Origin of the sequence: Blautia sp. CAG:237, assembly GCF_000436615.1 — a bacterium.
GTDB lineage: Bacteria > Bacillota > Clostridia > Lachnospirales > Lachnospiraceae > Blautia_A > Blautia_A intestinihominis.
The window spans coordinates 1-25946 of sequence record NZ_FR886744.1 but is presented as its reverse complement, the minus strand read 5'-3'; the positions used below and the strand labels follow the sequence as shown (position 1 = coordinate 25946).

The window sequence follows — 25946 nt, the reverse complement described above, 5'->3', positions numbered from 1 at the left end:
GGCCGGTGGCAGCAGCCACAGAAGTCAGCAAGGTACAGACAGCAGAAGTAAAAAAAGGAAATATCTCAAATACGATCACAGGAACCGGAAATCTGGAGCTGGATGATGCAGAGGCGGTGTCGATCCCGTCAGGATTGACGATCGGAGACGTTCTGGTTGAAAGCGGAGACTACGTTTCGGCGGGAACGGTTCTGGCAAACGTTGACAGCGCATCCGTACAGACTGCAATAGATGAGATCCAGAGCGAACTGGAGGAGCTGGATGAGAAAATCCGCACCTGCCAGGAAGACGAGGATGCAAATGCAGTTGTAAGCTCGGTGTCAGGCAGAGTGAAGGCGATCTATGTTGAAGAAGGATCGGATGTTGCAGATATCATAACAGAAAAAGGCGCATTGATAGAGCTGTCACTGGACGGATATATGGCAGTATCTATCGAAAAAACAGATTCTGTAGCGGCAGGATGAACCGTATCTTCGGTATCTGTGACCGAAAATGAATCCGTCAGTGCAGATGATGAGCTTCTGGTCCTGGAAGGGACGGAGAGCAGTGCGGAATATGAAAAATTGCTGCTTGTCCGTAAAGCAAGGACAGAAACACTACAGAAATTTGCACAGCTTGCCAGATCGCCGCAGATCATTGCAGAGCAGGATGGAATCGTACAGGACGTAAATGTGGCAGCAAGCGGAACGACTTCCTCAGAATCTTCTGCGCAAAGCAGTACCACCAGCGGTGCGGGAAATGCATCACAGATGGCATATACAGGGCAGGATCTTTCGGATCTTACCTTTACACAGCTCTCTTTTGATGACGGGACAACACCGGTCATTGTGGAGGAAACAGAAAATAATTCCGATGACACGCAGGATACCGTACAGGATCAGCAGATTGCTTTTTCCATAGTGGGAAGTGGAAACTCGACAGGCTCTCTTGCAGTGATTCCGGCGCCGGTGACCGGTCAGACACCAGTGACAGACATTTCTGCTTCAGGCGGTATCTATTCGGGAGTGATCACCTGGAACCCGGCTGACAGTGTCTTTGCAGCAGGGACAGGATATAAGGCATTGGTCGTTCTTTCGGCAGCAGAGGGCTATTGCTTTACCACGGTAAGCATTCAGGGGATTGAGACAGGAACAGTATCCGGTGTGCAGATCTCTGATAATGGAAAAACACTGGAATTTCAGATGGTATTTCCGGAAACTGCAGCGGAAAACAATAATTCAGGTGACCAGATCGGCGATAATGGTAATTCCGGACAGGAATCAGATTCGACTGTAACAGATGGAAGTACATCACAGAGTTCATCGAATGAACAGCAGTCAAATGAACAGCAGGATACAACAGGCAGCACACAGAATAACGAAAACAGCAGCACTACACAAAATTCAGCCGCAGCAGGAAACAGTAACAGCCAGAGTGCACAGGTGGGTCAAAGCACCGGAAGCACAGGTGCAAGTGCCAGTGGAACTGCAGGCACAGCAGACAGCACTTCCACATCCAAAGAAGACAGCACGGAGGACGCTGTAGATTCCGCCAGCCAGTACAGCACCGATGTCACAGCTTTTACGATCTCACCGGACGAGAACAGACTTCTTTCGGTAAGTGTGGATGAACTCGATATCAACTCTGTAGAACTCGGTCAGAAAGCAGTCGTGACTTTTGACGCGATCGAGGATCAGGAATTTGAAGGCGAAGTGACAAAGATTGGAAACACGGCAAGCGTCAGCGGCGGAGTTGCCAAATATACGATCACGATCACAATTCCAGAAGATGACAAGATGAAACAGGGCATGAACGCTTCCGCGACGATCACGATCGAAGACCGTGAAGATGTCCTTACCCTTCCAATGAATGCACTGCAGGAAAAAGGGGACCGCACCTTTGTATATACCGAAAAAGATGACGATGGAAATCTTTTCGGCGAGACAGAAGTGACGACGGGGCTTTCTGATGGAAGTACCGTTGAGATCACAGACGGACTGGAAGAGGGTACGACGGTGTATTATCTCCGTTCAGAGAGCAGTTCTTCCGGCAGCAGTACAGATATGCCAGACATGCAGATGCCGGATATGAGCGGAGGCGGCATGGATGGCGGCGGTATGCCGCAGATGGACGGAAACGGCGGTGGTGATATGAGTGGAGGTCCTGGCGGCGGAGGCGGTCAGGGCGGACCGGGAAAGTAGGTGACGGAAAATGAGACTTCTGCAGTCTTTCAAGATGGCATGGCATGCAGTTTCCACAAATAAGCTCCGTACTTTCCTGACAATGCTTGGGATCATGATCGGTGTGGTTGCACTGGTGGTCCTGGTGTCCATTGCGGACGGCGCGACAACCTCTGTTACCGATGAGATTTCCGGGATGGGCTCCAGCTACCTGACCGTTACGATCAGCGATGACAAGGAAAATCCACTCAAATTAAGTGAGATTTCCGGTTTTGCCGAGCCGGATGAAGTGGATGCGGCTGCACCGATGGCAAGAACCAGCGTGACAGCAAAAAGCGGCTACACAAGCGAATCCATGACCCTGATCGGAACAACGGGCAGCTATCTGGACATCCAGCAGATGGAGATACAATACGGACGTTTCATCAAAAACGCTGATGTGGAAAACAACACCAATGTCGTGGTCCTCACTTACGATACAGCGGTAGAGCTTCTGGGAAGGGCAGATGTCGAAGGCGAAAAGATTTCTCTCAACGGCAAAAGCTTCCTGGTTATCGGAGTGCTGACGGAGGACAGTTCCTCTTCACTTACAAAGGGAACAAATATGATGAGCAGCAGTTCTGACGACGAGGATTCCGGCAGTTCCGTGGTCCTTGAAGGATACATTCCGTTTTCTACCATGACACGCCTTGCAGATAATATCCTGAATGTGACACAGTTCTGTGCTTCTGCGACCAGCGAGGAGACTCTGGATGAAGCCGAAAATGCCCTGACAGAGCTCCTTATGGAGCGGTTTGAATACGATGAGGATGCTTTTTCTATCTCAGATCAGTCGGAGATCATGGATACGATGGAAAGTGTCAACAGCACGATGGCACTGATGATCGGTGGTATCGCAGCAATCTCCCTTCTGGTCGGCGGCATCGGGATCATGAACATTATGCTGGTCTCCGTGACAGAGCGTACCAGGGAGATCGGAATCCGAAAAGCGATCGGGGCCTGCAAGAGAACGATCATGATGCAGTTTCTTCTGGAAGCGCTGATCGTCAGTATCATGGGCTGCTTCGCCGGAATCGGACTTTCGTGGGTGATCCTGAAGCTTGTGGGGATTTTTACCCCGTCCATGCAGTTTACGATGGATATGCGTGTGGTATGGGTCTCCGTAGCATTTACAGGTCTGATCGGTATCATCTTCGGCCTGTACCCGGCCAACAAAGCAGCCAGAAAAAAGCCGATCGACGCACTTCGCTATTCAGGTTAAACAGCGATAAAAATCGTGTCGAACGAAAATTGTTGACCCTCGCAGAGAATACTCTTATAATAATGATATCTGCAGATCGATCCATAACAACCAAGTCTTCCAAAGCCCTATCAAGAAAAAATACTTGACAGGAGCACGATTATTAAATATAATTTTCTTATAAATTACGAAAATATTACAGAAAAAATAATTTCAGAAAAGAAGACATAATGAAATTGCAAGGATTATAAGAGTATGAAGAAATCAGAATTATCAGAGAATCAGAACCCGGAGCCCGTTAAGGGTAAGAATAAGACGAACAACAGGAAGAGACTGCCAGCCTCATTGAGAGCCTTTGTTTCACTGAGCGTATGTGCCGCTACCGTACTGACCGTATCCGGCGGTCTTAAGATCGCGGACAGCCTTAATAAGCAGAACAGAGTCTATGCGGCAGCAGACAGCACAGGAAGCAGTATTTATGAAGGTGCGAATTATGATCTGCCATCAGGGATCGCAGGTGTGGCTTCCGGCGTGAGTGGGACTCCTTCTGCGGGAATGACGATCAACCGTATCGGAACTTCCTGCGAGGACGTGATCGTAGGCCAGCGCGTACAGAAGATCACCAGCCAGGCAGTTGAGATGAATGTCAGTGAATCCATGGCAACGACCATCGACGATTTTGATTCCAAGGTCGTATCTTCTGCGAAGATGATGTCCGATGAGGATTATCAGAACCTTCTGCAGATCGTGGAGGCAGAAGCAGGAACAGAGGATATCAAGGGCAGGATCATGGTTGCCAATGTGATCATGAATCGTGTGAAATACAGTGAATTTCCAGATAATGTCACAGATGTCATCTGGGAGTATGATAATGGCGTAGCTCAGTTTTCGCCGGTCGAGGACGGACGGATTTCAGAAGTCACTGTTTCACAGGAGACGAAGGATGCCGTCAGACAGGTTCTTGAGGGAACGGATTATTCCCAGGGTGCGCTGTTCTTTATCCAGAAATCAGCCGCGGCCAGGGACAATATCTCCTGGTTTGACAAGAACCTCAAGAAGCTGTTCAAGCACGGTGTACATGAATTTTATACATATCCGGATGAGGTGCTTGCAGCACACTAGAATACAGGGACAACGTATACAGCTCCGAGAGAATGAGAATCTTTCGGAGCTTTTTGAATTTTACTATGGAATTTTACACGTTACCGTGGTATACTATGACAAAAATCAAAAAAGAACCAAAGAAAGGCAGGAAGGATACATGCAGGTATTATATAAGAGCACCAGAGGCAAAGGCGAGACAGTAACAGCGTCTATGGCTATTTTGAAAGGACTTTCCGAAGACGGAGGTTTGTTCGTACCTACTTCTATTCCGAAACTGGATGTTCCTGTAGAGAAACTTGCTCAGATGACATATCAGGAAACAGCCTATGAAGTTATGAGCCGTTTTCTTACAGATTTTACAGAAGAAGAGCTGAAGAACTGTATTGCAAATGCATACGATGAGAAATTCGACACCACAGAGATCGCACCGCTTCATGAGGCAGATGGAGCTTACTATCTGGAACTGTTCCACGGTTCTACCATCGCTTTCAAGGATATGGCACTGTCCATTCTTCCACATCTTATGACAACAGCAGCGAGAAAGAACCAGGTCAAGAACGACATCGTGATCCTGACTGCAACTTCCGGAGATACCGGTAAGGCTGCACTGGCTGGTTTTGCAGATGTTCCGGGAACAAGGATTATCGTATTCTATCCGAAGCACGGTGTAAGCCCGATCCAGGAGAAGCAGATGGTAACTCAGAAGGGTGCCAACACAGCCGTTGTAGGTATCACAGGAAACTTCGACGACGCACAGACCGCAGTCAAGAAGATGTTCAACGATAAGGAACTTGCCGCAGAGCTTAATGAGGCAGGCTTCCAGTTCTCCTCCGCAAACTCCATCAACATCGGCCGTCTGGTACCGCAGATCGTATATTATGTATATGCTTATGCGAAACTGGTCAAGAAAGGTGCCATCAAGGCAGGAGATGAGATCAATGTTGTTGTTCCTACCGGAAACTTCGGAAACATCCTTGCTGCATTCTATGCAAAACAGATGGGACTTCCGATCCACAAACTGATCTGTGCTTCCAATGAAAACAAAGTCCTGTTTGATTTCTTCCGTACAGGAACTTACGACAGAAAGAGAGATTTTATCCTTACAACTTCTCCATCCATGGATATCCTGATCTCCAGTAACCTGGAGCGTCTGATCTACCGTCTCACAGGAGAGAATGCAGAGAAATGTGCAGAACTGATGCAGGCATTAAGTCAGGGTGGTGAATACACGATCACAGACGAAATGAAAGCAGGACTTGCTGACTTCTACGGAAACTACTGCAGCGAAGCAGAGACCAAAGAAGCGATCCATGAGACATTTGAGAAGGCAGACTATGTGATCGATCCGCATACAGCAGTTGCAGCAGGCGTTTACAAGAAATATGTCAAAGACACAGATGACACTCTTCCGACTGTGATCGCATCCACAGCAAGCCCGTACAAATTCACAAGAAGTGTTATGGCTGCAATCTCCAACAAGGGAGAGGGACTGGATGACTTCGCACTGGCAGATGAGCTGACCAAGATCTCCGGTGTCAAGATCCCGAGAGCAGTAGAGGAGATCCGTACAGCACCTGTCCTTCATGACAGAGTTGTAGATGCACCGGATATGCCGGCAGCAGTTAAGGACATCCTTGGAATCCACTGAGAATAAACTATAATCAAATAACGAAGTAATAATAAAAGATATCCTGACAGATCCTCTGTTTTATTGAGCAGTGTGGTCTGTGCAGGATATTTTTTTATGGGGAAAGATGGAAAATTAAGAAACTTTAAGAAATGATTCAGGAAATGTTAAAGAGACTGTGTAAAAATATGACACGTAAGGGCAGGTGAAAGTTAGAAACATGACATACTGAACTTTTGCGATTTTAAATATGGAGGATAACTAATATGGCATATCATCAGGGAATCTACCTGTTCTGCTTTCTTCCTTTTGTTGTACTTGTTTATGCATTGACTCCCAGGAAAATCCGGCGTGCGGTCCTGATACTGGCAGGATACGTCTTTTTCTGGTCTTTCAGCCGCTGGCTTGTCGTTTACCTGATCGGAGTAACGACATTGATCTATGGAATCGGATGTCATATGGATCATCTGAAAGCTGAGGGAAAAAAGAAGGCAAAAGAACAGGGAGCCAGAGAGCCCCGTACTTTCATAAAGAAGCAGTATAAGTCCAGAGAAAAAAGAACGCTGATCGCAGGGATCCTGCTCCTTTTGGGGATTCTTGGATATCTGAAATATTGTAATTTCTTTGTGACAAATATAAATCATATCCTTGAAATGTCAGGAAGATCAGTCTTCCTTCAGCCGCAGACACTGCTGATTCCGATCGGAATCTCTTTTTACACACTGGAAGCTGTCGGATACATGGCAGATGTGTACTGGGGCAGGATCCATGCGGAGAAAAACTGGGCAAAAATAGCATTGTTTCTTGGATTTTTTCCGCAGATCATGGAGGGACCGATCGGTACGTGGAATGAGACTGCTGATGCACTCTGGGAATGTGCACCAGTACGCATGGAAAATCTTGCACAGGGAGCCATACGTATTGTATGGGGAATGTTCAAGAAGATCGTAGTTGCAGACAGACTCTATATGATCGTACAGATGATCTTTGAACATTATCAGAATTACCATGGCGTGATGATCCTGGTCGGGGCAGTTTCCTATACGCTGCAGCTTTATATGGAGTTTTCCGGCTGCATGGATATTGTGATCGGAAGCGGAAATCTGTTTGGTGTGGCTTTGCCCGAAAACTTCCGTCAGCCATTTTTTTCTGGAAATGCTTCGGAATTCTGGAGAAGATGGCACATTACTCTGGGCGCATGGCTCAAAGCCTATGTGTTTTATCCGGTTTCTGTCTCCGGGATCGTAAAAAAATGGAATCATTTTGGAAGAGAACATGCAGGAAAATATCTTACAAAGATGGGCATTTTTGCCCTGACGCTGTTTCCGGTCTGGCTCAGTAACGGTCTGTGGCATGGAGCACAGTGGAATTATATTTTTTATGGAATGTATTATTTTGTGATCCTGCTTGCAGGAGAAGCGGTGGCACCTGTCAGGGAAGGAATCCTTAAGAAGTTTAACCTGAACGAAAAGGCACTGTACTGGAGAGTTCCGCAGATATTAAAAACCTGGGTGATCATTTTTACAGGAGAGATGTTTTTCCGGGCAAATGGACTGAGAGCGGGTCTGCATATGTTTGGAAGTATTTTTCATGGATTTGAATTGCACAGACTCTGGGATGGAAGTCTGCTTCGTTTAGGTCTGTCTGTACCTGACCTTGGAATTACTGTCGTGGGCATCCTTGTGGTCACTGTTTATGATATTCTGAAAGAAAGGGAAATGCTGAACTGGTCAAAACTGCAGCAGATGAAAGTTCCGTCACGGTGGCTTTTGTACTATGTACTTATTTTTGCAGTAATTCTGTTTGGAGCATATGGCACCGGTTATCAGCAGGTAGATTTGATCTATGCAGGATTTTAGGAAAAAAATAGTAAGGCCGGTGGTTTTCTGTGCGATTCTTTTGTGCCTTCTGATGGCAGCTTCTGCGGTGATGTCTGCTCTGGCACGGACAAATACAGATCTGGTACAGAACAGAAACAAGAGTATGGTTGAGCTGGAAAATGAACCGGCAGACACGATCGATGTTCTTGTGATCGGAGACAGTGAGAGCTATACAACCGTTTCTCCAATGGAAATCTGGGACAAGGAAGGCATTCCTTCCTATGTAGGCGGGCAGACCGGTCAGAAAATACAGGAGAGCTACTACATGCTCAAAAAAGCACTCAAAACCCAGAAACCCAAAGTTGTCGCGATCGAGACAAATATGATATTCCGATCGCAGAGCGCAGTGCGTGGTATCAAAGAGACTCTGGTACAGACGATGCTTTATTATTTCCCTGTATTCCGTCTTCATAATTCCTGGAAAGCATGGGTGACAGGAGAAGACAAAAGGAGTCAGACGTTTTATAAAGGATTTGTTCTCAGAGATGTTGTGGAAGCCTATACAGGTGGATCTTATATGAAAAAAACCGCCAAAACGGAACGGATGTCCCGCATTACAAGATTTATGATGGATCAGATCGTCAGCCTGTGCAGAAAAAATAATATTCAGCTCTTTCTGTACAGTGCGCCGTCTCCGAAGAACTACTCTTTCCGGAAACATAATACCATGGAAGCATATGCGAGAGAAAACGGACTTAAATATCTGGATCTGAACCTGAAAATTAAAGAACTGGGTATAAACTGGTCGGAGGACAGCCTTGATAAAGGTGATCATCTGAACATACTTGGGGCTGTAAAAGTATCAGATTATCTTGGCAGATACCTGAAAAAAGAGTATCATCTAAAGAGCAGAAAAAGTGAAAGTACATACAGATCCTGGAATGAATCTCTGATACAGTACCGGGAGGCGGCGCAAAATGCAGAAAAACAGGCAAAAAAGAAAGTAAAGGCGGGGAGCTGAACATTGAGTAAAGAGAGAATATTGATCGTTGAGGATGACGCAGATATCCGAGAGGGTGTCCGGATCCTTCTGGAAAGTGAAGATTATATGGTAGATGAGGCAGAGGATGGCAGAGAGGGGCTTGAGAATCTTCGGGATGACACAGATCTTGTCATTCTGGATATTATGATGCCGGGAATCTCCGGACTTCGTACCTGCGAGGAAATAAGAAAGATATCGAATGTCCCGGTGTTATTCCTGACGGCTAAAGTACAGGAATCTGACAAGCTGATCGGACTGATGGCCGGAGGAGATGACTATCTTACAAAGCCGTTCTCCTATGCAGAACTTCTGGGGAGAGTCAAGGCACTCCTTCGGAGATATAAAGTTTATATGGGCAAAAATGAAACATCAGAGGGTCAGGAGGATAATTACATAAAGATCGGCAATATACGGATCAACCGCAATTATAATGAAGTATTTGTGGATGGAAAGGAGAAAGAGTTTTCGGAACTTGAGTACCGGATCCTGCTTCTTCTGATGGAACATCCGCGTAAAATATTTTCTGCACAGAACATTTATGAAAGTGTCTGGAACGAACCATATTTTTATTCCTGCAACGGTACTGTGATGGTCCATATCCGGAAACTCCGGGTAAAGATCGAAAAGAATCCTCAGAATCCCAGATATATAACGACCGTGTGGGGAAAGGGGTATAAATTTGACGCAAGGTATTCCTAGAAGAAATTCTCTCTATTTTCAGCTTCTGATCCTGCTACTGTTTTCCATGCTGGCTGCAGTAGGCGTGTTTTATGGGGTAGACAGGATTGGCGAAGAAATGGTTTATGAGTACTATGTCAATTCTGATTATTCCGAGCGAAAAGATGAACTGTATGTTTCGAGACTGCAGGAGTATGTTTCACAGGAAAAATTAAGTACGTCTGACGTTCTGGTACTGTCAAAATGGATGGATAAAGAGAAAGTGCTGAGTTCCATGCTGGTGTTTAAGGATGATATCTTGGTTTATGATTCCGATTATCCGGAAGAGCTGAATATTCGCAATGAAAAAATCCCCAAGAACTATTACGGATGGAATGCGTTTTATTCTGTACAGTTTTCAGATGGGGAGGCAGAAATTTCCCTCTCAGGAGTCTATGATTACCAGCTGTACAATTATATGATATTTGCAGCACTGGCTCTTTCAGCGGTAGTATTTGTTATTCTCGTCCTGATGGGGATTCGAAAAAAGATGAATTACATTTGGAAACTGAGCAGGGAAATTGAGATCCTTGAAGGGGGCGACCTTGACTATTCTGTTACTGTTTCCGGGAAAGATGAACTTACAGCTCTTGCACAGGGGCTGGAATGCATGAGGAAATCTTTTAAGAAACAGGTGCAGCAGGAAGCAGAGATCGTGAAGGAAAATCAGAAAATAGTCACACAGATGTCCCATGATCTGCGGACTCCTCTGACTTCGATCATGCTGTATACAGAACTTCTTGAAAAGGGAACCTATAAAGACGAGGAACAGTTTTGCGAGTATATAAAAAAAATCCACCGCAAAACAAGACGGATGAAACAGCTCACAGACAATCTGTTTGAGTATTCACTGGTAAGCAGTGATCAGGAGATTTCCATGGAAGAGCTCGAAAGCGAAAAACTTCTGTTTTATGATCTGTTTTCGGAGACGATCAGTTATCTGGAGCATCAGGGGTTCCAGGTGGATTTTCAGGTAGAATGGTCAGAGTCCAGAATGCAGGTATCAACAGACTATGTTTCCCGTATCCTGGATAACATCACTTCCAATATTCAGAAATATGCAGATAAAAAAGCACCAGTTACAATAGGAACAGCCAGACGTAATGGCATGAGAGGATTTTATTTTGAAAACAGGATTTCCTGTACAGGAGATCCTCAGGAAAGTACAGGTGTGGGAATCCAGAGTATCAAAAACATGATGACAAAAATGGGAGGCAAATGCACTGTCAGCCAGGAAAAAGACATTTTCAGACTGATATTATATTTTCCATATTGTGAGATATCATAACTGTTCAGGAGACATGTCACACAGAGAAGAAAGGCTGTAACTCGGAGAAATGATCTGAGTTACAGCCTTTTTTCTGGTTATTTTCCGGAAGGAACTTCCTGGATCCCTGTGATATCCGGCTCTGCCATCAGGGAGTAGTTCGTATAATAAACGACAAATCCCGGTTTGGCACCGCCAGGTTTTTTGACATGTTTTTTCTGAATGTAGTCGATCTCGACTTTTGGGGCAGTGCGGCCTTTGGAGTAATAAGCTGCAAGGCGGCCTGCTTCCTCAAAGGTGCGGTCCGGAAGCTCTCCGTCCGGAGTTTTGACAACGACATGGGAGCCTGCCATCTTTTTGGCGTGGAACCACCAGTCGTTTCCGGTTGCCTGTTTGAAAGTTAGCTCATCATTCTGGAAGTTGTTTTTGCCGACGAAGATATCAAATCCGTCACTGGAAATATAGTGGAATGGTTTGGACTTGGTCTGCGCCTTTGCACCTTTTTTGCCAGAATAATGTTTTTTGATGTAGCCGTACTCGGTCAGCTCTTCCTTGATCTGGCTTAAATCACTCTCTGCGAGGGCGATATCAAGGGCGTTGGAGATGGATTCCAGATGCTCGATCTCGGATTCTGTATCGGCAAGCTGTTCGGTAAGAGCTTCCTCGGTACGTTTGAGTTTGCCGTAGCGGTCGAAATATTTCTTTGCATTTTCCTGAGGAGTCAGGGTCGGGTCAAGAGGGATCGTGATCTCCTCATTGGTGTAATAATTCAGGGCTTTGAAAGATTTGCAGCCCTCTTCCAGGCCGTAGCCGTAGGTATTGATGAGTTCGCCGTAGACTTTGTATTTGTCCTTCTTGGCAGTGTCTTTCATCTGTTTCTGCTGAAGGGCGTATTTCTTGCGGTTACGCTCCAGGGCAGTTTGTACGATCCTTCGAAGATCAGAAGATTTCTGACGGATACGGTTCAGGGTATCGCGGGATGCGTAATAGGTTTCCAGCATGGAAGAAACGGTCGGGAAAGTTTCACTGTGGTATTCGCTTCCGTACTGTGTCAGAGGAAGTACAGCGTATTCTACCGGCTCGTTGTCACGGTAGATGATGTTCGGTGTGAAATCTCCTTCTACGACCTGATCCATCAGCCGGCGGAAAGTGTGGTAGAGATGTGTGGCAGCAGTCTCGTTCAGAGACTGTGCGGCATCGCTTCCGTCGATGGAGGCACGGTAGCAGATCTCCTCTGCGATCAGCGGGCTTAAGCCGGTGAGAGAGGTGTAGAGTGCCTTGGATATGTTGCATGGTTTATGGCAGATCGTTTCGATGAATTCTGTCTCTGTGATCGTCAGCGGGTCAGATTTCTCCTGTGTGTGCGGAAGAAAATAATCTCTTCCAGGAAGAACCTCACGGACAGAACTCATATGAGAAGAAACGTGCTTGATACTGTCGAGGATCATGCGGTTTTCGTCGCAGAAGATGATGTTGCTGTGCTTGCCCATCAGTTCTACGATCAGGAACTTCTTACAGGGATCGCCCATCTCATTGCGGTGTTCCAGCTCAAATTCTACAACACGTTCCATGCCGGGCTGGCGGATACTGCTGATGCGGGCACTGCCGATATGCTTGCGGAGAAGCATACAGAAGTTCGGCGCGGTGAGCGGGCTTGGTTTGTTTTTGCCAGTAAAATAGATCAGAGGAAGAGAAGCACTGGCAGAGATAAGAAGCCTGCACTGGCCGTTTGCTCCCTTTCCGGTGATCATAAGAGCATCTGATTCAGGCTGGGCGATCTTGTTGAAACGCCCGCCATCGAGATTACGGTGTAATTCCTGAACCATTGCTGCAATGGTAATTCCATCAAAAGCCATAATAAAAATCTCCTTTAATCAAAATCAGACATTATGGAATCCCTTACCGATGATCTCACTGGTGTTGGAGATCAGAATAAAGGCGGTTGGCTGATTTCCTTTTATGTAGTTTCTCAGACGGACTGCCTGAGGACGGTTGAGCGCGGTTAAGACGATGTATTTGTCTTTTCCGGAAAAAGCCCCCTGTGCGTGGACCACAGTTGCGCTTCGGTTGAGATCGTGAACAAGGAAGTCGCAGATATCATCCGGGTTGTCACAGACGACATTGAAATACTTGGAAAGGTTGAAACTCTCGATGAAGTTGTCGATCATGAAAGAACGGACCGCAAGACCAAGGAAAGAATAAAGACCTGTCTCAATGTTGAATACGAAGCAGCCTGCAACCGTGATCATGATATCTGTCACGAGAAGTGCCTTGCCGATATCAAAACTGCTGTATTTCTTGAGGATCATCGCAATGATATCCGTACCGCCGCTGGAAGAACCGATGTTAAAAAGGATCGCAGAACCAAGTGCAGGAAGTGCGATGGCAAAACAAAGTTCCAGCATCGTCTGGTCAGTCAGCGGATGCTCCATCGGACATACACGTGAGAGGAAAGACAGTGCTACGGAAAGCAGGATACTGCAGTAGGCTGTCTTGGCAGCGAATTTACGTCCAAGCACGACGAAACCGAGTGCAAGAAGCAGCATGTTTACAATGAAAGAAAAGTCACTGGCGGAAATGTTTGTCTTATCAGCGACAAGGACCGCCAGACCTGTGATGCCGCCAAAGGTAAAGTTGTTTGTAAATTTGAAAAAATAAGTACCGACTGCCATGATCAGGGTGCTTCCTGTCAGCAGCGAAAAGTGTTTGATTTTTTCATTCATTTTTGTATTTATCTCCTCCGTGAATTAAGTACGATATAGCCATATTGTAACCTTTTAAAGATGGAAATGTCAACGCACCTGCCGGTAGTTGATAAAATATTTATAAAAAAAACGAATTGACTAGAATTTTAGAATGCACTATAATAAATCTGTATGTAGAAAAGACTTGCAAAGTGAGAAAACCTATGATAAAAAGTATGACAGGCTTTGGCCATGCAGAAAAAGTAACAAAGCAGCAGAAGATCACAGTAGAACTGAAATCTGTCAATCACAGATATCTGGATCTGAACATCAAAATGCCGCGTAAATTCAATATGCTGGAGGGACAGGTACGTAACCTGATGAAGCGGTATATGCAGCGTGGCAAGGTAGATGTTTTTATTACCTATGAGGATTATACAGGAGGCAATGTTGCCCTTAAATATAATCATGATCTGGCAGCCGCTTATCTCGGCTATCTGAAACAGATGTCAGAGGAGTTCGGGCTTGAGAATGATATCCGGGTGTCAACACTTTCCCGTTATCCGGAAGTTCTGACGATGGAAGAACAGTCCGTAGATGAGGAGGAACTCTGGAAATCTCTGGAGGAGCCGCTTCGCGAAGCCTGCGAGAAATTTGTGGAGACACGTGCCAGAGAGGGTGCACATCTGAAAGAAGATCTTCTTGCGAAGCTGGATGGTCTGGATGAAATGGTCTGCAAAGTAGAGACCCGTTCACCGGAAGTAGTCCGTGCGTACCGTGAGAAGCTGGAGCAGAAGGTTCATGATCTTCTGGAGGACAGCCAGATCGACGATAACCGTATCGCGGCAGAGGTGGTTCTTTTTTCTGACAAGATCTGCAATGATGAGGAGACCGTCCGTTTGCACAGCCATATCCTTGGAATGAAGAAGATCCTGAATGAACAGGAAGGCGTGGGACGCAAGATGGACTTCATGGCGCAGGAGATGAACCGTGAGGCGAATACGATCCTGTCGAAATCCAGTGATCTTGAAGTTTCCGATATCGCGATCGGACTCAAGACAGAGATCGAGAAGATCCGTGAGCAGATTCAGAATATTGAGTAATGGAGGCAGCTGAGTTTTTGTGGCTAAGTTAATTAATATAGGATTTGGTAATGTGGTAAATTCCCGCAAGATCGTGGCAGTGGTCAGTCCGGATGCCGCACCGGTAAAGCGAATGATACAGAGCATCAAGGGCACACGTTCGCTGATCGATGCGACACAGGGGCGCAAGACGAAGGCAGTGATCGTCACATCCGACGATTATATTGTTCTGTCAGCACTCCAGCCGGAGACGATCGCCAGGAGATTTGCAGAGGCATATGATTATGAGGAGAGGGAAGAAGAACATGAGTAAGGGAGTTTTGACAGTAGTGTCCGGATTTTCCGGAGCCGGCAAGGGCACAGTGATGAAGCGTCTTCTTGAGAAGTATGACGACTGTGCACTTTCTATCTCTGTTACTACCAGGAAACCGCGTGAAGGTGAAGTGGACGGCAGGGATTATTTTTTCAGGACAAAAGAAGAAGTAGAGGCGATGATCGAGGCTGATGAGCTTCTGGAGTATGCGCAGTATGTAGAGAACTATTACGGAACTCCGCGCTCTTACGTAGAGGAGATGCTTTCCAAGGGCAAGAATGTGATCCTGGAGATCGAGATCCAGGGGGCAATGAAGATCAAGGAGAAGATCCCGGATACAGTCCTTATCTTCGTGACACCGCCGACGATCCAGGAGTTGAAAGACCGTCTGGTAGGAAGAGGAACCGAGACACAGGAAGTTATCGAATCACGTCTTAAGAGAGCTTCTGAGGAAGCAGAGGGAATCGAGTCTTATGATTATCTTCTTGTGAATGACGTTGTGGAGGACTGCGTGGATGAACTTCATGAGATCATCCTGAGTGAGCACCGCCGCGCAAGCCGTAACGAGGAATTTATCCGAACGATCCAGAAGGAATCCCGGGAATTTTTTAATTAAGTAAGTAAGGTCACCCTTATAATATAAACTGAAACATGAAAGGAGAATTTTAATATGATACATCCGTCATATACAGAACTGATTCAGGCAATCAACAACAACGCAGAGGAAGACGACAACACAATGATGCTCAACAGCCGTTATTCTCTGGTACTTGCAACCAGCAAGAGAGCAAGACAGCTGATCGCAGGAGCAGAACCGCTTGTTGATGGTGCGGCAGGCAAGAAACCGCTTGCGATCGCGATCGACGAGTTATACAAAGGCAAAGTTAAGATCGTAGCAACCTCTGAGGAAGAAGCAGAGGAAACCACACCGGCTGCTTCCGAAGAAGCTGTAGAGGAGACAGCAGAGACTGCTGCAGAAGAAACAACCGAAGAAAATAACCAGTAAACTATCATGATCAGAAGACAGCTTGTCTTCTGATTATGTGTATCAGGAGATTATATGAAAATTTTATTTATATCACTGGGCTGTGACAAGAACCTTGCGGACTCAGAGGAAATGCTCGGACTTCTTACCGGAAGCGGGCATGAGATCGTGGATTCCGAGGAGGAAGCAGATGCGATCGTGATCAATACCTGCTGTTTTATCCATGATGCCAAGGAGGAGAGTGTCAATACGATCCTTGAGATGGCAGAATATAAAAAAACAGGCAGTTGCAAAGCACTGATTGTAACTGGCTGCATGGCACAGCGCTACAAAGAAGAAATCACACAGGAGATTCCGGAGGTGGATGCCGTTCTCGGAACCACATCTTACGGCGACATTGTAAAGGCATTAAACGAAGCACAGGCAGGAAATGTTTTCCAGGAGTTCCGTGATATCAATGAACTTCCGGAGGACTCCGGCAGACGTGTGCTGACAACGGGCGGCCACTTTGGTTATCTCAAGATCGCAGAGGGCTGTGACAAGCACTGCACCTACTGCATCATCCCGTCCCTTCGTGGCAGATTCAGAAGTGTTCCGGAAGAACGACTTCTTGCACAGGCAGAATACATGGCATCTCAGGGAGTCAAGGAGCTGATCCTTGTAGCTCAGGAGACCACCGTTTACGGTACAGATCTCTACGGCAAAAAAACACTCCACATCCTGCTTAAGAAGCTCTGTCAGATCAAAGGAATCCGCTGGATCCGTGTTCTCTACTGTTATCCGGAGGAGATCTACGATGAGCTGGTCCAGGTCATGAAAGAAGAAAAGAAGATCTGCAATTATCTTGACCTTCCGATCCAGCATGCAAGCGACCGTATCCTTAAGAGAATGGGCCGCCGCACGACAAGGAAGCAGCTCGAAGACATTATCGCGAAACTTCGCCGTGAGATCCCGGACATTGTGCTCCGTACTTCTCTGATCACTGGCTTCCCGGGTGAGACCCAGGAAGATCATGAAGAACTGATGGAATTCGTGGATGAGATGGAATTCGACCGTCTCGGCGTGTTCACTTACTCACCGGAGGAAGGAACACCGGCAGAAACCATGGAAGGACAGGTTCCGGAGGAAGTTAAGGAAGAGAGAAGAGATGAACTCATGTCTCTCCAGCAGGAGATTTCTCTGGAGAAGGGTGATGAGCGGATCGGACAGGAACTTGTTGTTATGATCGAGGGTAAAGTATCCGGCGAGAGCGCCTATATTGCGAGAACTTATGCAGATGCGCCGAAGGTTGACGGATATATCTTTGTTCAGACAGGGGAACTTCTTGTGACAGGTGACTTTGCACGTGTCCGTGTGACAGGTGCGCTGGAATACGATTTAATAGGAGAATTAGCTGATGAATACACCGAATAAACTGACAGTGGCCAGAATGATCATGGTTCCGTTTCTTGTTGTATTTCTGCTGACAGGATGGGGCGGAGAGGCAAATCGCTATATCGCTCTCATTATCTTTGCAGCAGCCAGCATCACAGACTGGTTTGACGGATACCTGGCCCGTAAAAATAATTTAGTAACAAATTTTGGTAAATTTATGGATCCTCTTGCGGACAAACTTCTTGTGTGTTCTGCAATGATCTGTATGATCGAACTTGGCAGACTTCCGGCCTGGTTTGTTATCATTATTATAGGAAGAGAATTTATTATCAGTGGATTTCGTCTGATCGCTGCAGAGAATGGCATTGTCATCGCAGCGAATTACTGGGGCAAATTCAAGACAGCATCACAGATGGTCATGATCATTTTGCTGATCCTGCATTTTGATAACATTGCTGCATTTGTGATCCTGGAGCAGATTTTTATCTGGATCTCTCTTGCACTGACCATCATTTCACTGATCACTTATATCTGGCAGAACCGTTCCGTTCTGTCCATGCAGGAGTAATCCGTTTTTATAATCAGGAGGCAGATATCAAATGATAACAGAGCTGATTTCTGTAGGAACAGAAATACTTCTTGGAAATATTGTGAATACCAACAGCGCATATCTTTCCGAAAAATGTGCAGAGCTTGGGCTTTCTGTCTATTATCAGACAGTTGTGGGAGACAATGAGACACGTATGCGCGAGACCATTCAGACGGCACTGGACCGTTCTGATATAGTGATCCTCACAGGTGGACTTGGACCTACCGAGGATGATCTGACGAAGGAAGTTACCGCTGAAGTCATGGGAATGAAACTGGTGGAGGATCGCCACAGCAGGAAACTGATGGAAGCATACCTCGAGCAGTATAAGAAAAACAACCCTCAGCGCAAGATCACAGCCAACAACTACAAGCAGGCAATGGTCCCGAAGGGAGCAATCGTTCTCGATAACCACAATGGCACCGCACCGGGACTGATCCTTGAGAAAAAAGGCAAGACAGCCATCCTTCTTCCAGGACCTCCAGGTGAGATGAAACCGATGTTTGAGGAGTCCGTTTTTCCATATCTTCGCAAGAAACAGCCGGAGATCATTTATTCCCAGATGGTGAAGATCTGCTCGATCGGTGAGAGTCAGGTTGCAGAGGAGATTGAGGATCTGATCGAAAGCCAGACCAATCCGACGATCGCACCATATGCCAAGACCGGTGAGGTACATCTTCGCATTACCGCCAAGGGCAAGAATGAGAAGGAATGTAAGAAACTCATCAAACCTGTTGTCAAAGAACTTAAGGCAAGATTCGGAAGAAACATTTTTGCGACAGAAGAATCCAAATCTCTGGAGGAAGCTGTGGTAGATATGCTGAAAGAACAGGAAATGACACTTTCTCTGGCAGAATCCTGTACAGGCGGTGCGATCGCCGCAAGGATCGTCAATGTGTCAGGTGCTTCTGAGGTATTTTTGCAGGGCATGGTTACTTACAGCAACAAAGCCAAGAGAAGATGCCTCGATGTCAGCAAGTCCACACTTAAGAAACACGGAGCTGTATCCGAGGAATGTGCAGCAGAAATGGCAAAGGGAGGCCGCAAAGCCTCCAAGACAGATATCTGCCTTTCCGTGACAGGGATCGCAGGCCCGGGCGGTGGAACAAAAGAAAAACCGGTCGGAACCGTCTTTATGGGATGCTCCTATAAGGGCTGCACGCAGGTAAGAGAATTCCATTTCCAGGGCAACCGTGCAAGAGTGAGAGAACAGACCGTTGCACACGGACTGGCATTCTTACGCGACTGCATGATGGAACGCGCTGATAAGGAAAATAATTAAGATCCATATGAGAAATCCCCCGCTGTTGAGCTGGACAGTGGGGGATTTTTTGTCTGATATATTGAGAAGATGTCAGTGGTGTGTCTGCTGCCTATCGGATCATCCGCATCAGGCTGACGATCTGATCAAGCTTTGCCGCCTCTTTTGGCGATTTTCCGGCTTTGAGGACATTCAGTATTGCTCCGATCTCATCAGACGAGAACTGAAGTCCGTTCTGCCGTCCCTGTGCAGCGGCACTCATCAGAAATGGAAGCATATCAGACGGGGATCTGCCTCCGCTCTGGTCTGCGAGGTTCTGTAGGAGGGCAAGTTTTGACGGATCGATATTTTGGAGTTTGGGGTCATTCTGCCATTCCTGGGTCATTTGGATCACCTTCTTCCTGGTCGGAGTGGCTCATAACCTGTATCAGCTGCATCATGACAAGAAAGTTGCTGATCTGGTCAAGCTGCCTGCGGCTCCTGCCATAGCTGAATTTCCGAAGATCATCCAGAAGTTCGGAAGGACTGGAAACAGAAGAACTGCAGATCTGCATATCAGGCTGTCTGCCGCGGAATAATGCCAGGGTGTTTGAGAGTTCTCTGGTTTTGGTGAACACGGAGAGAAGCTGCTGGCCTCTCGGGGAAAGATAAGGAATAAAAGCTTTCAGCATCTGCGACTGGTCGTCGGAAATGAGCTGGTCGAATTTTGTCTGAGCGATAATTTCCTCTTCCATAAGGCAAAGCTCCTTTTTTTATTACGAAGATATGCTTTTTGCTTTTAGATTATGACGTGGGAGGATGATTTGACATAAGATAAATAGTAAGAAAGATCAGAAAGGCAGCAACCATGGAAAATAAAAAAGAAAAGCTTGTGCTGGACGGAAATGCTTTTTATGAACTGGACCTGGAATGTCTTAAGCATAGAAGGGAAAATATGCAGAGAGAAAAAGAGCGACGGGCAGAAAGAAACAGACAAAGGCAGAGGAAATGATCCTCTGCTTTTTGTCTGCAGACTGTAGTTTGTTGAAAGGGGCGGGATCAGCATCCACATCCTCCGCAGCCGTTACCGCAGCCAAAGCCGTTGTTGCCGCAAAGAAGAAGCAGAACCACGATGATCCAGCAGTTGTCATTGTTACCGCATCCACAGCCATTGCCGCAGCCGTTGTTGCCACAGCAGCACATCAGGATGATGATCCAGAGGATACAGTTGCAGGAGCTGCCTCCAAAAAGGCTGGTTCCATTGCCGCATCCGCAGTCGTTGCCGCATCCGCAACCATTGTTGCATCCACAGCCACAGTCGTTGTTACATCCACAGTTTGTAGCAGCCAAATCACTCATTATAAAATCCTCCAGCTTTTTGTCTACAATTCATTTTATGTAGATAGGATGTCCGGTGTGAAAAAATATCCAGTTGCAAAAGAAACGGCCATGGGATATAATACCCGGGTAAACACAGCAGAAAAAGAAAAGGAGAGGATGGAATGGCAGACAGGGGACTGTTTGACATGCACTGCCATATTGTACCGGCAGTCGATGATGGAGCTCAGAGTGTAAAAGAAGCTTTTGCTATGCTTCAGATGGAGTACGATCAGGGTGTGCGTAAGATTATTGTGACGCCCCATTTCAGAAGAGAAATGTTTGAGACTCCTTCGAAAATTATCAAAAAGCATTTTCTGGTATTGAGACGACTGGCGGAAAAGATCGGACCAGATTTCAAAGTGTTCCTCGGATGTGAATTTCATGCAAATGTAGAAATGCTGGATTATCTGCGTTCTGACAAGGTTTATTCGATGGCTGGTTCCAGATATGTGCTCACAGAATTTTCTTCAAGTACAGAAGAAAAGTATATCAGCGACAGGATCTACGAACTGCTTTCCGGCGGATACAGGCCGATCATAGCACATATTGAACGTTACAGATGCATGCATGATCTGGATTTTGTAGAACATCTTGTAAATAAAGGTGCACTGATGCAGGTCAATGCAGACAGTGTGATCGGCAAGAACGGACATGCAGCCAAGAAATACTGCGGGAAACTTCTGGAAGAAGAACTTGTAAGTTATATTGGTTCTGACTGCCATGGAAGCAAACGCCGTGTCACAAGGATCGGAGATGCCTATGCCTATGTCACAAAGAAAATGGGACGGCAGATGGCCGACGAGATCTTTATTGATAATCCGCAGGAGATCCTTGATAATGCGAAGCACTGCATGACGGCAGCTCATAGATAAGTTTTTGTGAATCGTTCTGACAATAACGTTATCGCTTTAAGTTGTTAAACTAATAAGAAAACACCCTTGACAAACAAAAAGCCAATTTGTATACTTTTAGAAGTATATGAAACGGCTTTGAAGGGAAGAAGTAACAGAAGCAACACACACAGAGAGCAGCCGGATGGTGAGAGGCGCGTGCAGTACTTTTGCGAATACATCCCGGAGCTTCGCACCGAACTTTTTTCAGTAGGCTGCGACGGAGTGGCACTCGTTACCGTGCTCAATGAGGCGGGAGATTTTCCGCGAAGTTAGGTGGTATCACGGGACCCGGTTCTCGTCCTAAGAAGGACAGGAACCGGGCTTTTTTGCATATCGAGGAGGCGCCTTTGGACGCACCTGATGATGAATACCGCGACAGGAGGAAATTATTATGACAGTATGGGAAGAACTTAAGGCCAGAGGCCTGATCGCCCAGGTAACAGACGAAGACGAGATCAAAGAAATGGTAAACAACGGTAAGGCTACTTTCTACATCGGATTTGACCCTACCGCAGACAGCCTTCATGTAGGACACTTCATGGCACTCTGCCTGATGAAACGTCTCCAGATGGCAGGCAACCGTCCAATCGCACTTCTCGGCGGCGGTACCGGTATGATCGGTGACCCGTCAGGAAGAACTGACATGCGTCAGATGATGACAAAAGAAACCATCCAGCACAACATTGACTGCTTCAAGAAACAGATGTCCCGCTTCATCGACTTTTCCGATGGCAAGGCACTGATGGTCAACAATGCTGACTGGCTTCTGAACCTGAACTATGTAGATCTGCTTCGTGATGTAGGAGCTCATTTCTCAGTAAATCGTATGCTTACTGCAGAGTGCTACAAACAGCGTATGGAGAGAGGACTTAGTTTCCTTGAATTCAACTACATGATCATGCAGAGCTATGACTTCTATATGTTATACCAGAAATACGGCTGCAATATGCAGTTTGGCGGTGATGACCAGTGGAGCAACATGCTCGGCGGTACAGAACTGATCCGTCGTAAACTTGGCAAAGATGCATACGCTATGACCATCACACTTCTTCTGAACTCAGAGGGCAAGAAGATGGGCAAGACACAGTCCGGTGCTGTATGGCTTGATCCGAACAAGACATCTCCATTTGATTTCTACCAGTACTGGAGAAACGTAGACGATGCAGACGTTATCAAATGCATGCGTCTTCTTACTTTCCTTCCACTTGAGCAGATCGATGAGATGGCCAAATGGGAAGGAAGCCAGTTAAACAAAGCCAAAGAGATCCTTGCATACGAGCTGACAAACCTGGTTCATGGCGAAGAAGAAGCCAAGAAAGCTCAGGAAGGTGCAAGAGCACTGTTCTCTGGCGGCGCAGACACTGCACATATGCCAAGCACAGAGCTGACTGATGAAGATTTCACAGAGGAAGGAACCATCGACCTTATCACAATGCTGATCAAGACAGGCCTCGTTCCGACACGTTCTGAGGGACGTCGTGCGATCGAGCAGGGCGGTGTTTCCATCGACGGTGAAAAGATCACAGACATCAAACACACAGTTGCCAAAGACGCACTCGCAGGTGACGGTGTTGTCCTCAAACGAGGCAAAAAGAAATTCAACAGAGTTTATGCTAAATAATAAGTGTTTTTTTGATAAATACTTTTAGGAGGAAAGAATCATGAAGAAATACGGAGTAAACGAACTTCGTCAGATGTTCCTTGATTTCATGGAGAGCAAAGGACATCTCGCAATGAAAAGCTTCTCCCTGGTACCTCAGGGAGACAAGAGCCTCCTGCTGATCAACGCAGGTATGGCTCCACTGAAACCATATTTCACAGGTGCAGAGAAACCGCCGAGAACAAGAGTCACCACATGTCAGAAATGTATCCGTACAGGTGATATCGAAAACGTTGGTAAGACAGCACGTCACGGTACCTTCTTTGAGATGCTTGGTAACTTCTCTTTTGGAGATTACTTCAAGAGAGAAGCGATCCACTGGTCCTGGGAATTCCTGACAGAAGTCGTTGGCCTGGATGCAAACAGACTGTACCCGTCAGTATATCTGGAGGATGATGAAGCATTCGACATCTGGAATAAAGAAATCGGAATTCCGGCAGACAGAATCTTCCGTTTCGGTAAGGAAGATAACTTCTGGGAGCATGGCGCAGGTCCTTGCGGTCCATGTTCTGAGATCTACTATGACCGTGGAGAGAAATATGGCTGCGGAAAACCTGGCTGTACTGTAGGCTGCGACTGCGACCGTTACATGGAAGTATGGAACAACGTATTCACTCAGTTTGAGAACGATGGAAACGGAAACTATACAACCTTGAAACAGAAGAACATCGATACAGGTATGGGCCTTGAGCGTCTGGCAGTTGTTGTTCAGGATGTTGATTCTATCTTTGATGTGGATACCATCTGTGCACTTCGTAACCTGGTATGCGAGATTGCAGGCAAGGAATATGAGAAGAACTATCAGGATGACGTATCCATCCGTCTGATCACAGACCATATCCGTTCTGCAACATTTATGATCTCCGATGGTATCATGCCGACCAACGAAGGACGTGGATATGTACTTCGTCGTCTGATCCGTCGTGCAGCACGTCATGGACGTCTTCTGGGAATCAAGGGAACTTTCCTTGCAAAACTCAGTGCAGAAGTGATCGACGGATCCAAAGCAGGATATCCGGAATTGGAAGAAAAGAAAGAGTTTATCTTCAAAGTCCTGACAAACGAAGAGAACCAGTTCAACAAGACCATCGACCAGGGTCTCCGCATCCTTGCAGACATGGAAGAAGAGATGAAAGCAGCCGGAGTAAAAACCCTTTCAGGAGAAAATGCATTCAAACTGTACGATACTTACGGATTCCCGCTTGACCTCACCAAAGAGATCCTTGAGGAAAAGGGTTACGGAATCGACGAAGACGGCTTCCAGAAAGCAATGGAAGCGCAGAGAGTCAAAGCACGTACTGCACGTGAAGTGACCAACTACATGGGAGCTGACGCTACCGTATATGATGAGATCGATGTCAATGTAACGACAGAGTTCGAAGGATACGATCACCTCACATATGATTCCGAGATCACAGTTCTCACAACAGAAAAAGAAATCGTAACTTCTCTGATGGAAGGTCAGAAAGGTACTGTATTTGTAAGAGAAACACCATTCTACGCTACCATGGGTGGACAGGAAGGTGATACTGGTGTGATCGAGACTGCAAATGGTAAATTTGTAGTAGAAGATACCATCAAACTTCGTGGCGGTAAATTTGGCCATGTCGGACATATGGAATCCGGAATGCTTTCCACAGGAGAGACAGTAGCTCTTAAAGTTAATGAGCAGGCCCGCCGTGATACGGAGAAGAACCACAGTGCAACACATCTTCTTCAGAAAGCACTCAAGACTGTCCTTGGTTCTCACATAGAACAGAAAGGTTCCCTGGTAACTCCGGACAGACTTCGTTTTGACTTTGCACACTTCCAGGCAATGACACCGGAAGAGATCGCAGAGACAGAAGCTCTCGTAAACAAAGAGATCCAGGCAGCTCTTCCTGTAGAGACAAATGTCATGGACATCGAAGAAGCCAAGAAATCCGGCGCAATGGCTCTGTTCGGCGAGAAATACAACCAGAAGGTACGTGTCGTATCCATGGGCGACTTCTCCAAAGAACTCTGTGGTGGTACACACGTTAAGAACACAAGCTCCATCATGCTCTTCAAGATCGTATCCGAGGCTGGTATCGCAGCAGGTGTACGTCGTATCGAGGCACTGACAGGAAACGGTGTTATTGAATATTATAAGAAACAGGAAGCTATGCTCCACGAGGCTGCCAAAGCACTCAAGGCACAGCCGGCAGAAGTTGCTGAGAAGATCACACATCTCCAGGCAGAGGTCAAATCTCTCCAGAGCGAGAACGAATCCCTCAAGAGCAAACTGGCTCAGGGATCTCTTGGTGATATCATGAACCAGATCGTAGATGTCAAGGGTGTGAAACTCCTTGCAGCTAAGGTTGAGGGCGTTGACATGAACGGACTCCGTGATCTGGGTGATCAGCTCAAAGAGAAGATCGGAGAGGGCGTTGTTGTCCTTGCAGCTGTAAACGGCGGCAAAGTAAATCTCCTTGCCATGGCTACAGATGCAGCTCAGAAAGCAGGAGCACATGCAGGAAACCTCATCAAAGGTGTCGCAGCGATCGTAGGCGGTGGCGGCGGCGGTCGTCCGAACATGGCTCAGGCCGGCGGAAAGAATCCGGAAAAAGCGGACGAAGCAGTTAAAGCAGCAGCAGGAATCCTGGAACAGCAGATCCACTAAAAAGTGCATTTTTTGTCAAAAATAATTTTTTTCTAAATTTAGCCAAAAGATGTTGACGAATGTTATCACTATGTTATATAATAACAGTCGTGCAAGAAAAATACCCAGACAGTTGTATTTTAGCACAAT

24 protein-coding genes and 1 other annotated feature are annotated in these 25946 nt (G+C 46.5%); of the genes, 19 read left to right on the top strand and 5 right to left on the bottom strand.

Translation table 11 applies throughout. The features are described from left to right. The 9 genes from QZL69_RS08905 to QZL69_RS08865 all read left to right on the top strand — a co-directional run. Positions 1–464 (top strand): biotin/lipoyl-binding protein (locus tag QZL69_RS08905; RefSeq protein ID WP_291519086.1); only part of this gene is annotated, 464 nt, incomplete at its 5' end. 18 nt (positions 465–482) lie between these two features. Then, a complete protein-coding gene (locus QZL69_RS08900; protein ID WP_022214866.1) occupies positions 483–2180 on the top strand; it encodes an efflux RND transporter periplasmic adaptor subunit in 1698 nt (565 codons plus the stop codon). A 10-nt stretch (positions 2181–2190) separates the two neighbouring features. Then, the gene (locus QZL69_RS08895; RefSeq protein WP_022214865.1) at positions 2191–3420 is read left to right on the top strand and encodes an ABC transporter permease; all 1230 of its coding nucleotides are present in this window, start codon (positions 2191–2193) and stop codon (positions 3418–3420) included. Between the two features lie 234 nt (positions 3421–3654). Continuing rightward, on the top strand, positions 3655–4521 hold the full coding sequence (locus tag QZL69_RS08890) for a cell wall hydrolase (RefSeq protein ID WP_022214864.1): 867 nt from the start codon (positions 3655–3657) through the stop codon (positions 4519–4521). A 139-nt stretch (positions 4522–4660) separates the two neighbouring features. Continuing rightward, positions 4661–6151, top strand: a complete 1491-nt coding sequence (gene thrC / locus QZL69_RS08885) for a threonine synthase (RefSeq protein ID WP_022214863.1) — start codon at positions 4661–4663, stop codon at positions 6149–6151. Between the two features lie 245 nt (positions 6152–6396). After that, positions 6397–7989, top strand: a complete 1593-nt coding sequence (locus QZL69_RS08880; RefSeq protein ID WP_022214862.1) for an MBOAT family O-acyltransferase — start codon at positions 6397–6399, stop codon at positions 7987–7989. Next, positions 7976–8971, top strand: a complete 996-nt coding sequence (locus QZL69_RS08875; protein WP_022214861.1) for a hypothetical protein — start codon at positions 7976–7978, stop codon at positions 8969–8971. The genes QZL69_RS08880 and QZL69_RS08875 overlap by 14 nt, the downstream gene beginning before the upstream one ends. Positions 8972–8974: 3 nt before the next feature. After that, positions 8975–9691 carry a response regulator transcription factor gene (locus QZL69_RS08870; RefSeq protein ID WP_022214860.1) on the top strand — a complete coding sequence of 239 codons (717 nt, stop codon included), beginning with the start codon at positions 8975–8977 and terminating at the stop codon, positions 9689–9691. Further along, positions 9672–10997: a sensor histidine kinase gene (locus tag QZL69_RS08865; RefSeq protein ID WP_022214859.1), complete on the top strand. Its 1326-nt coding sequence runs from the start codon at positions 9672–9674 to the stop codon at positions 10995–10997. Before QZL69_RS08870 ends, QZL69_RS08865 begins: the two co-directional genes overlap by 20 nt. Before the next feature lie 77 nt (positions 10998–11074). On the opposite strand, the gene QZL69_RS08860 is transcribed toward QZL69_RS08865, so the two are convergent. Further along, entirely contained in the window at positions 11075–12832 is a 1758-nt protein-coding gene (locus QZL69_RS08860; RefSeq protein WP_022214858.1) for an Rqc2 family fibronectin-binding protein, read from the bottom strand. Positions 12833–12856: 24 nt separating this feature from the next. Beyond that, the gene (locus QZL69_RS08855) at positions 12857–13699 is read right to left on the bottom strand and encodes a YitT family protein (RefSeq protein WP_022214857.1); all 843 of its coding nucleotides are present in this window, start codon (positions 13697–13699) and stop codon (positions 12857–12859) included. A gap of 185 nt (positions 13700–13884) precedes the next feature. Between QZL69_RS08855 and QZL69_RS08850 the strand changes: the two genes are divergently transcribed. The 7 genes from QZL69_RS08850 to QZL69_RS08820 are packed head-to-tail and all read left to right on the top strand — an operon-like array spanning position 13885 to position 19285. Then, complete coding sequence (locus QZL69_RS08850) at positions 13885–14763, top strand: YicC/YloC family endoribonuclease (protein ID WP_022214856.1); 879 nt, start codon at positions 13885–13887, stop codon at positions 14761–14763. A 19-nt stretch (positions 14764–14782) separates the two neighbouring features. Beyond that, positions 14783–15055 carry a DUF370 domain-containing protein gene (locus QZL69_RS08845; protein WP_022214855.1) on the top strand — a complete coding sequence of 91 codons (273 nt, stop codon included), beginning with the start codon at positions 14783–14785 and terminating at the stop codon, positions 15053–15055. Continuing rightward, positions 15048–15671, top strand: coding sequence for a guanylate kinase (gene gmk / locus QZL69_RS08840; RefSeq protein ID WP_022214854.1), 624 nt, complete (start codon positions 15048–15050; stop codon positions 15669–15671). Before QZL69_RS08845 ends, gmk begins: the two co-directional genes overlap by 8 nt. 54 nt (positions 15672–15725) lie before the next feature. Continuing rightward, complete coding sequence (gene rpoZ / locus QZL69_RS08835; protein ID WP_022214853.1) at positions 15726–16061, top strand: DNA-directed RNA polymerase subunit omega; 336 nt, start codon at positions 15726–15728, stop codon at positions 16059–16061. Positions 16062–16115: 54 nt separating this feature from the next. Next, a complete protein-coding gene (rimO, locus tag QZL69_RS08830; RefSeq protein WP_022214852.1) occupies positions 16116–17453 on the top strand; it encodes a 30S ribosomal protein S12 methylthiotransferase RimO in 1338 nt (445 codons plus the stop codon). Next, a complete protein-coding gene (pgsA, locus tag QZL69_RS08825) occupies positions 17437–17982 on the top strand; it encodes a CDP-diacylglycerol--glycerol-3-phosphate 3-phosphatidyltransferase (protein WP_022214851.1) in 546 nt (181 codons plus the stop codon). The genes rimO and pgsA overlap by 17 nt, the downstream gene beginning before the upstream one ends. 31 nt (positions 17983–18013) lie before the next feature. Beyond that, positions 18014–19285 carry a competence/damage-inducible protein A gene (locus QZL69_RS08820; protein ID WP_022214850.1) on the top strand — a complete coding sequence of 424 codons (1272 nt, stop codon included), beginning with the start codon at positions 18014–18016 and terminating at the stop codon, positions 19283–19285. A gap of 91 nt (positions 19286–19376) precedes the next feature. Here QZL69_RS08820 and QZL69_RS08815 read toward each other — a convergent pair whose 3' ends face one another. From QZL69_RS08815 to QZL69_RS08805, 3 genes are all read right to left on the bottom strand, one after another. Continuing rightward, positions 19377–19649: a hypothetical protein gene (locus QZL69_RS08815; RefSeq protein WP_022214849.1), complete on the bottom strand. Its 273-nt coding sequence runs from the start codon at positions 19647–19649 to the stop codon at positions 19377–19379. Then, complete coding sequence (locus tag QZL69_RS08810; RefSeq protein WP_022214848.1) at positions 19627–19998, bottom strand: hypothetical protein; 372 nt, start codon at positions 19996–19998, stop codon at positions 19627–19629. The genes QZL69_RS08815 and QZL69_RS08810 overlap by 23 nt, the downstream gene beginning before the upstream one ends. Positions 19999–20302: 304 nt before the next feature. Continuing rightward, positions 20303–20602, bottom strand: a complete 300-nt coding sequence (locus QZL69_RS08805) for a hypothetical protein (RefSeq protein ID WP_022214846.1) — start codon at positions 20600–20602, stop codon at positions 20303–20305. A 143-nt stretch (positions 20603–20745) separates the two neighbouring features. On the opposite strand from QZL69_RS08805, the gene QZL69_RS08800 reads away from it, so the two are divergent. The 3 genes from QZL69_RS08800 to alaS all read left to right on the top strand — a co-directional run bounded on the left by QZL69_RS08800 (position 20746) and on the right by alaS (position 25817). Then, positions 20746–21495 carry a CpsB/CapC family capsule biosynthesis tyrosine phosphatase gene (locus tag QZL69_RS08800; RefSeq protein ID WP_022214845.1) on the top strand — a complete coding sequence of 250 codons (750 nt, stop codon included), beginning with the start codon at positions 20746–20748 and terminating at the stop codon, positions 21493–21495. 108 nt (positions 21496–21603) lie between these two features. Beyond that, positions 21604–21822: a binding site (T-box leader), on the top strand. Between the two features lie 85 nt (positions 21823–21907). Further along, a complete protein-coding gene (gene tyrS / locus QZL69_RS08795) occupies positions 21908–23137 on the top strand; it encodes a tyrosine--tRNA ligase (protein WP_022214844.1) in 1230 nt (409 codons plus the stop codon). Positions 23138–23177: 40 nt separating this feature from the next. Continuing rightward, on the top strand, positions 23178–25817 hold the full coding sequence (gene alaS / locus QZL69_RS08790) for an alanine--tRNA ligase (protein ID WP_022214843.1): 2640 nt from the start codon (positions 23178–23180) through the stop codon (positions 25815–25817). Positions 25818–25946: the final 129 nt, after the last annotated feature.

Excerpts from the sequence above, each read along its gene's own strand:
- QZL69_RS08895 (WP_022214865.1), top strand. The coding sequence starts at position 2,191 with ATGAGACTTCTGCAGTCTTTCAAGATGGCATGGCATGCAGTTTCCACA.
- QZL69_RS08890 (WP_022214864.1), top strand. The coding sequence starts at position 3,655 with ATGAAGAAATCAGAATTATCAGAGAATCAGAACCCGGAGCCCGTTAAG.
- thrC (WP_022214863.1), top strand. The coding sequence starts at position 4,661 with ATGCAGGTATTATATAAGAGCACCAGAGGCAAAGGCGAGACAGTAACA.
- QZL69_RS08880 (WP_022214862.1), top strand. The coding sequence starts at position 6,397 with ATGGCATATCATCAGGGAATCTACCTGTTCTGCTTTCTTCCTTTTGTT.
- QZL69_RS08875 (WP_022214861.1), top strand. The coding sequence starts at position 7,976 with ATGCAGGATTTTAGGAAAAAAATAGTAAGGCCGGTGGTTTTCTGTGCG.
- QZL69_RS08860 (WP_022214858.1), bottom strand. The coding sequence starts at position 12,832 with ATGGCTTTTGATGGAATTACCATTGCAGCAATGGTTCAGGAATTACAC.
- QZL69_RS08855 (WP_022214857.1), bottom strand. The coding sequence starts at position 13,699 with ATGAATGAAAAAATCAAACACTTTTCGCTGCTGACAGGAAGCACCCTG.
- QZL69_RS08850 (WP_022214856.1), top strand. The coding sequence starts at position 13,885 with ATGATAAAAAGTATGACAGGCTTTGGCCATGCAGAAAAAGTAACAAAG.
- gmk (WP_022214854.1), top strand. The coding sequence starts at position 15,048 with ATGAGTAAGGGAGTTTTGACAGTAGTGTCCGGATTTTCCGGAGCCGGC.
- rpoZ (WP_022214853.1), top strand. The coding sequence starts at position 15,726 with ATGATACATCCGTCATATACAGAACTGATTCAGGCAATCAACAACAAC.
- rimO (WP_022214852.1), top strand. The coding sequence starts at position 16,116 with ATGAAAATTTTATTTATATCACTGGGCTGTGACAAGAACCTTGCGGAC.
- pgsA (WP_022214851.1), top strand. The coding sequence starts at position 17,437 with ATGAATACACCGAATAAACTGACAGTGGCCAGAATGATCATGGTTCCG.
- QZL69_RS08820 (WP_022214850.1), top strand. The coding sequence starts at position 18,014 with ATGATAACAGAGCTGATTTCTGTAGGAACAGAAATACTTCTTGGAAAT.
- QZL69_RS08815 (WP_022214849.1), bottom strand. The coding sequence starts at position 19,649 with ATGACCCAGGAATGGCAGAATGACCCCAAACTCCAAAATATCGATCCG.
- QZL69_RS08810 (WP_022214848.1), bottom strand. The coding sequence starts at position 19,998 with ATGGAAGAGGAAATTATCGCTCAGACAAAATTCGACCAGCTCATTTCC.
- QZL69_RS08805 (WP_022214846.1), bottom strand. The coding sequence starts at position 20,602 with ATGAGTGATTTGGCTGCTACAAACTGTGGATGTAACAACGACTGTGGC.
- QZL69_RS08800 (WP_022214845.1), top strand. The coding sequence starts at position 20,746 with ATGGCAGACAGGGGACTGTTTGACATGCACTGCCATATTGTACCGGCA.
- tyrS (WP_022214844.1), top strand. The coding sequence starts at position 21,908 with ATGACAGTATGGGAAGAACTTAAGGCCAGAGGCCTGATCGCCCAGGTA.
- alaS (WP_022214843.1), top strand. The coding sequence starts at position 23,178 with ATGAAGAAATACGGAGTAAACGAACTTCGTCAGATGTTCCTTGATTTC.